2 protein-coding genes are annotated in these 8,422 nt (G+C 58.1%); both read left to right on the top strand.

What is annotated here, in order from left to right:
• Positions 1-9: 9 nt before the first annotated feature.
• Entirely contained in the window at positions 10-6,603 is a 6,594-nt protein-coding gene (locus FFS57_RS23890; RefSeq protein ID WP_212749176.1) for a non-ribosomal peptide synthetase, read from the top strand.
• Positions 6,600-8,422, top strand: a 1,823-nt coding sequence (locus FFS57_RS23885; RefSeq protein ID WP_171014185.1) for a condensation domain-containing protein, incomplete at its 3' end; no start/stop codon positions are given. The genes FFS57_RS23890 and FFS57_RS23885, both read left to right, overlap by 4 nt.

Below are 8,422 nucleotides of genomic sequence, written 5' to 3'. Positions count from 1 at the left end.
TTGCTGGCGATGAAACTGGTGGCCCAACTGCGGCGACGTGCCGACCTCGAACTGCCGGTGGCCACGGTGTTTGAAGCACAGACGCTGTCACAGCTGGCGAGTGTGCTGGAGCGCACCCCGACCACTAGCACGGCCGTGGTGCCGATGCAGTCGCGACCAGCGGATCAGGCGGCCCCACTGTCGTTTGCCCAACAGCGTCTTTGGGTGCTGGATCAGATGGAAGGGGGCAGCCTGCACTACCACATGGCGACCGCGCTACAGATTGACGGCGTACTGGATACAGCAAGACTGGAAAACGCCTTACGACAGGTAATCGAGCGGCATCACGTGCTGCGTAGTACCTACCATCAGGATGGCGATCAGGTCTGGCAGCAGGTCACGCCGGATGACGACTTGTCGTTCCATGTCGTGCCTGTACAGGACGATAGACCACAGGCAGAAGTGGACTGGATGTCACATGCCGAAGCAGCAATGGCACAACCATTTGACTTGACGAAGGATTTGCCGATACGTGCGACCTTGATCCAGTTGGCTCCGTCGCGTCATGTCCTGGTACTGATACTGCATCATATTGCTGCGGACGGTTGGTCGGCATCGATTCTGGTTGATGAATGGCGACAAGCTTATGCGGCGTTGAGCGAGGAACAGTCACCTGACCTACCGGTATTGCCGTTGCAATACGCCGATTATGCTTATTGGCAACGACAACCCGCACAGACAGCACGTTTCGAACAGCAGTTGACCTATTGGCAGCAGCAATTGGCAGGGTTGCCGGAAGTTCACAATCTACCGCTCGATTACCCGCGTCCATCGGTACAGCGTTTTGTCGGTCGGACGCATACCTGCCGGATTGAGGCGCAGACCACTGCTGCATTACGTAGCTTGTGCCAACGACAGGGGGCCACCTTGTTCATGGGGCTGCATGCGACGTTGTCGGCATTGCTGGCTCGTTACAGCGGCGAGACCGACATCGTCATTGGCACCCCAATTGCCAATCGCGAGCAGGTAGAGGTATCGGGGCTGATCGGCTTCTTTGTGAATACACTGGTATTGCGCGCTCGTTTCGACGAGCAACCGACTTTCCTCGACTTACTGGCCCAGATCCGGGAGACCACGCTGGCGGCCTATGCCAACCAGCAGTTGCCATTCGACCGCTTGGTGGAAGCCCTCAAGCCGCAACGTTCGCTCCATTACTCGCCGCTGTTCCAGGTCATGCTCTCGCTGCAAAACAATGAAGAGGCATCACCGTCCTTACCTGGCCTGAGCGTGACACCGGTCGAGGTACCGAATCAGCATGTTCAGTTCGATCTGACGCTGGATGTCGAGGAAACCACTGACGCACTTATCCTGAATTGGGAATACCGTAGCGACCTGTTTGCCCATGAAACGATTGCGCGCATGGCTGAAAGCTGCACCTGCCTGCTGAAGTCGGCGTTGGCTGATCCGATGCGGCCGGTGGCGCATCTGGGCCTGCTGGATGAAGCCGAGCGGCAGCGATTGTTGGCAGCAGGGCAAGGTGCGTCGTTGCCCGTCGTGGAACAGGGTCTGCATCGTAATTTCGAAGCCCAAGTTGAAGCCGATCCGGCCAGGCTGGCCGTCATCGATGGCGTGCAGCAACTGACCTACGCGGAACTGAATCAACGGGCTAACCGTGTTGCACATCGCTTGCTCGCATTGGGTGTGCAGCCTGGCGACATCATTGGTCTGCACCTGCACCGTTCGGCACACATCCCGGCGGGTATATTCGGTGTCTTCAAGGCAGGAGCTGCCTATGTTCCGCTGGAGCCGGGGCTGCCTGGCGAACGACTGGCCTATTTCCTGGCTGATACCGGTGCTCGCCATGTGTTGGCGGATGGTCCCGTGCCGGCTGGTTTCGAGGGCGTATCGTGGCTGCGATTGGATCAGTTGATCCATGTCGACGAATTGCCGGATACCAACCCCGGGTTGACTCACCCGGATGCAAGCGAGTTGGCGTATGTGGTTTATACCTCAGGCACCACTGGCAAACCGAAAGGCGTGCAGGTAGAGCACGGCGCCATGCAGCATCGGCTTGCCGGGTGGATCAGCCAATTCGGTTTCGATCGTCATCCGCCACGGGTACTGCAGATGGCGGGCCTGTCGGTCGACATCTGCCTTGGCGATCTGCTGAAATCGCTGTGTACGGGTGGTAGTGTCGTCATGTGTCCGCGCGATGCATTGGTGAGCGCACCGGATCTCTATCACCTGCTGGAAACGACCTCGGTCACGTTCGGTGATTTCGTGCCGGCTGTCTTGCGAGAACTGATGGACGAGTTGCGTGCTCATGGTCGGAAACTGACCACTCTGCGACATGTACTGGTTGGTTCTGAAAGCTGGTACGGCACCGATCTGTTGAACCTGAAATCGGTGTTGAGCGAACAGGCACGTTGCTACAACGTGTATGGACAGACGGAATCGGTGATCGATGTCAGTTGTTGTGATCTGACCCATCAGCAAGTTGCACCGGAACGTGTAGTACCCATGGGATTGCCACTGCCGAACACGCAATTGCTGGTACTTGGCCGAGACGGACAAATGCAGCCAACCGGTGTGGCTGGCGAACTGTATATCGGTGGGCCGGGCTTGGCGCGTGGATACCTGAATCGGGTCGACCAGACTGCGGAGCGGTTCCTTTCGCTACCAGGATTCACTGGCCGTTTGTATCGGACGGGCGACTATGCACGCTATCGACACGATGGCACGCTGGATTTTCTGGGGCGTCTGGATGCGCAGGTAAAGATTCGCGGCTTCCGCATCGAGCTGGGTGAAATCGAGACAACCCTGCAGCGTATCGATGGGGTGCGGCAGGTTGTGGTGGACGTGTTTGAAAGTACGCCAGGTGAGCGTCGCCTGGTAGCCTACATTGTCATGACCGAGGCCCAATGGCAGCCTGAACAGATTCGTACAACGCTTCGCCAGCAATTGCCGGATTACATGGTGCCTGCTGCACTGGTGCGCATGGACGGCCTGCCGCAGACCGCTACAGGCAAGGTTGACCGTAAAGCATTACCGGTACCGGACGAATCCGCCATGCGCGTCCGCCACTATGAAGCCCCTGCTGGATTCAAGGAGCAGACATTGTCGGCGATCTGGGCCGAAGTATTGCAGGTTCAGCGAGTGGGGCGTCACGACAATTTCTTTGACTTGGGTGGGCATTCCTTGCTGGCTGTCAAATTGATCAGCCGGATGCGCCAGAAGGGGCTGGTTGCGGAAGTCCGCGCCGTGTTTGCATCCACCACGCTGGCTGAATTGGCGGCCAATACCCGGGAAGAGCAGGATGACTTCCAGGTGCCGGCGAACCTGATTCCTGACGCTTGCAACACCATCCAGCCAGAGATGTTGCCACTGGTTACGTTAACCCATGAAGAGATTGCCTGCATCGAAGCAGTCATTCCCGGTGGTGGCGCCAATATTCAGGATATCTATCCGTTGGCCCCCGTACAGGAAGGCATTCTGTTCCATAGCATGATCGATGACGGTGGTATGACCTATGTCGAACCCACCTTGCTGAAGGTCACATCCCGACAACGGCTGGATGCGGTACTGATGGCCTTGCAGCAGGTTATCAACCGGCACGACATCCTGCGTACTGCAATTGTGACCGAGGGCTTGCGCGAGCCGGTACAGGTAGTGTGTCGCCAGGTGCAATTGCCAGTAGTGGAGATCGCGGGCGATGCCCATCCGGTTGCTGCGTTGCAGCGGGCAACCACAGGTGACGTGTTCCGTATCGAGTTGACACAAGCGCCCCTGATGCAATCGATGATCGTGGCCGATGTCGCTGGCGAGGGGTGGTACCTGATGTTGTTGGAGCATCACATCATCGGAGATCACATGTCGCTTGAGATATTGATCGACGAGGTCCATACCATTCTGGATGGCCAGGCTGAGGCTTTGCCGGTACCGGTGCCTTACCGGAATTTTGTCGCACAACTGTGCACGGCCACCAACAAGGAAGCGGAAACCCGTTTCTTCCAGGCCATGCTGGCCGATGTGACCGAATCCACCGCACCATTCGGGGTGATGGACGTACAGGTCGATGTCAGTCGTGCCGCCTCGCTCACTCGTCCGTTATCCAAGTTGCTTGGACAGCAACTGCGACAGCAAGCATTACGTCTAGGGGTGGGCCCCGCCGTGTTGTGCCATGTTGCCTGGGCGCTGGTGGTGGCGCGTACCAGCGGGCGGGATGACGTGGTGTTCGGCAGTGTGCTGTCAGGTCGGATGCGTGGTTTGGAAGCGATCGAGCGTATCCCCGGTGCCTTCATCAATACCTTGCCGTTGCGCACCAGGTTGGATGGACAGACAGTATGGTCGGTTGTCATGGCAATGCGGGATTCGTTGACGGACCTGCTGCGCTATGAACAGGCTTCGTTGGCGCGTGCACAACGCTGTAGCGGTGTACCGGCCCCTGCCCCCTTGTTTACGGCGCTGCTGAACTATCGGCACAGCGCTGCCAATGAGCTGACGCGCTGGGATGGGGTCGAGGTGATCGAGCATACCGAATGGACCAACTACCCGTTTGCCTTGTTTGTCGACGACATGGGCGATGCGTTTGATCTAACTGCACAATGTGCGCACCAGATCGAGCCACAGCGCATGCTGGGTTATGTGGAAACAGCCCTGCAATCATTGCTCGAAGCACTCACCACTGCGCCGGACACACCAGTCCTGCAACTCAATGTGCTACCGGTGCCGGAACAGGAACTGGTGACACAAAGCTTTAACCAGACTGTTGCCGACTACCCGCCATCCCTGTTGGTCCATCAACTGTTCGAAGCCCAAGTACAGCGCACACCGGACGCGGTGGCGCTGGTCTTTGAAGATGAACTGCTGACCTATCGCGAGCTGGATGAACGGGCGAATCGCTTGGCAAATCATCTGCGGCAGCTGGGTATCGGCCCAGATCAGCGGGTTGCCATCCTGATCGAACGCAGCATCGAGATGGTGGTGGGGTTGTTTGGCGTCTTGAAGGCAGGTGGGGCGTATGTTCCGCTGGACCCGTCCTATCCGGCGGATCGTCTGGCCTACATGCTCAACAACGCCGAGCCGGCTGTCCTGCTCACCCAGTCATCGCTTCAAGGATTGGTATCCATTTCTTCCATACCTTGCATCGCGCTGGATACAGACTGGCACGAGATCGCCACCGCACCGGCGACACCATTGCAACCAATCGAAATCGGTCTGGATGCGCGGCATCTGGCTTACGTGATCTACACCTCCGGTTCGACGGGGCAACCTAAAGGGGTGATGAACGAACATCGTGGTGTCGTCAATCGCTTGCAATGGATGCAGGCAACTTTCCAGCTGGATGCGCATGATCGGGTATTGCAAAAAACACCGTTCGGTTTCGATGTTTCTGTCTGGGAGTTCTTCTGGCCGTTGCTGGCTGGGGCGCAATTGGTGATCGCTCGGCCAGATGGCCATAAATCGCCAGACTATCTGGCAGAGCTGATTGATCAACGTGGTATCACCACCTTGCACTTTGTGCCGTCGATGATGCAAGCGTATTTAAACATGAACGGGCATCAGCAGCATGCCAGCCTGCGGCAGGTGTTCTGCAGCGGTGAAGCGTTGCCGCCTTCGCTTCGTGATCGGTTCCTTGGTTGCTGGCCACAGGTGGCACTCCACAATCTGTATGGCCCCACCGAGGCAGCAGTTGATGTCACCTGGTATCACTGCATCTCAGGCGAGTACGCGGACAAGGTGCCAATTGGCCGACCCATTGCCAACACCAGGATGTATCTGCTGGACCCACAGGGACAACCTGTCCCGCTGGGCGTGGCAGGGGAGATTCATATCGCCGGTATCCAGGTGGCGCGTGGCTACCTGAACCGTGCCGAATTGACTGCAGAACGATTCATTACAGACCCCTTCGTCAGCGATGTCACGGCTCGCATGTATCGAACAGGTGACCTGGGACGCTGGTTACCGGATGGAAACATCGAGTATCTGGGCCGTAACGATTTCCAGGTGAAGCTGCGTGGATTGCGAATCGAGCTGGGCGAGATCGAGGCTGCGCTGGCGCTACATCCGCTGGTACGGGAAGTGGTCGTGGTCGCACGGGACGACCGGGGAGGGGACCCACGCCTGGTGGCCTATGTCACGCTCCATGGCGACCTGCCTGAATCAGGGATCGACTGGCGGGCCCAGCTCGCCCAGCGGTTGCCCGAGTACATGGTGCCCTCTGCGTTGATCGTGTTGCCGTCGTTACCACTCACCGCCAACGGCAAACTTGATCGCAAGGCATTACCCGCACCTGATTTCGACACGATGCGTACCGAAGCATTCATGGCGCCGGAAGGCGAAGTCGAGACAACGCTGGCGGCCATTTGGCAACCCCTTCTTGGTGTTGACCGCGTCAGTCGCCATGACGACTTCTTTGCCTTGGGCGGCCATTCGTTGCTGGCCTTGCGGCTGGTGATTGCGATACGACAAACATTCAGTATGGAATTCGACTTGAACAAGATTTTCGAAAACAGCAGCCTCCATCAGCAGGCATCCGCCATTGGGGATCTCCTTGCGGCGAAAGCACTGACACAACAGCTTACCGCACAAATCGAAGACAGTAGCGAGGGTTTCTGGTTATGAAATCGCTTGAGCTATTGCAGACACTGGTGAAACGCAATATCCCCATCGGCCTGAAAGAAGGGCGCCTGTACATCGGCGCCCGTCCGGATGAGCTGGGGAGTGAGTTGCTGGCGGCTTTGCGTCAACAGCGTGATGAGCTGGAAGCCTACTTCCGTGCCCAGGCGGCCAGCCCGGACCGTATCAGCGCGCTGCCTCGCGAGGGAGACAGCTTTCCGCTGTCCTACGCACAACAACGCTTATGGATGGTTGATCAGCTGGGGAATGGTAGTGCGCAATGTCACATGCCGACCCTGCTGCGGCTGACCGGCCAGCTCCGGACCGATTTACTGCAGACGGCGTTGGCCCATGTGGTGGCTCGTCACGAGATTTTGCGTACGGTCTATCGCAGTCAAGGGGATGATGTCGTGCAGCAGGTGCTGCCCCCGCTGTGCCCATTGTTGTACCAAATCGACTTGCAGGGCAGGCCGGATCAGGCCACTGATGTGGCAGAGCAGGTAGTTGCCCAGCCGTTCGATCTGAGCTGTGAACCACCGTTGCGGGTAACGCTGATCCAGCCTGCTGCGGATCAGTATCTGCTGGTTCTGGTACTGCATCACATTGCCTCGGATGGCTGGTCAAGTGCGATTCTGGTTGACGAATGCTGCTCGACCTATGCCGCATTGTCCGTGGATGAGACGCCATCGCTGCCCTTGCTGGAGATCCAGTATCTCGACTATGCGCAATGGCAGCGTCAGCCCGAACAGGTGCGACGCTTTGACACCCAGCTCGATTACTGGCGGCAACAGCTCAATGGCATCCCGGATGTCCATAACCTGCCGCTTGACCATCCGCGACCACCACAGCAGCAATTCGCCGGGCGCGTGTACCGGGCTCAGCTTGATGGGGCGACCACTTTGGCATTGCGGGCTGCCTGCCAGGCGCAAGGCGCCACCTTGTTCATGGGCTTGTTCGCGTTGTTCTCGGCGTTGCTGTCCCGGTACAGCGGTGAGACGGATATTGTGATCGGTACACCGATTGCGAATCGCGAACAACCGGAAATCGCCAATTTGATCGGTTTCTTCGTCAATACCCTGGCATTGCGGGCTGACTTTTCGACGCAACCAAGCTTTTCGGCATTATTGGCGCAGTGCAAGCAGACCACGCTGGCAGCCTATGCCCATCAACAACTACCATTCGATCGTTTGGTGGAAGCTTTGCGCCCACAGCGCACGTTGGCTTACTCGCCACTGTTCCAGGTGATGCTGTCGTTACAGAACAATGCCGACGCAGCAGTCGAACTACCTGGGTTACGGATCGAGCCGGTCGAAGCACATCACACGACCGCTCAGTTCGATTTGTCGCTGGATATTCATGAAGAGCACGACACACTCGATCTGGCATGGGAATACAGCACCGATCTGTTCGAACACGATACGATCGTACGTCTGAACGCAAGTTTTGCTTGCCTATTGCAGGCGGCACTTGCCGCACCGGATAGCCCGGTTGATCGGCTGCCCTTGCTGGCTGCGTCCGAACGCCAGCAACTGAGCCGATTTGCCGGCGATGCAGCGATTGTCGAGGTGACAGAACTGCTGCCGGCGCGGTTTGGGCGACTGGCAGCCCAGTATCCCGACCTGCCTGCGGTGGTGGATGCAGACCAGCAGCTCAGCCATGCCGAGCTGGAGGCACAATCGAACCGGCTGGCGCACTACCTGCTGCAACAAGGCGTCCAGGCCGAGCAGTTCGTGGCCTTCTGCGTCACCCGCAGCATCCTGCTGCCGGTGGTGACCCTTGGCATCCTGAAAGCCGGGGCCGCCTACATCCCGCTGACCCCGGAGAT

The sequence above is a fragment of the Chitinivorax sp. B genome, assembly GCF_005503445.1.
GTDB lineage: Bacteria > Pseudomonadota > Gammaproteobacteria > Burkholderiales > SCOH01 > Chitinivorax.
This window is presented reverse-complemented; position numbering and strand designations above follow the sequence as displayed.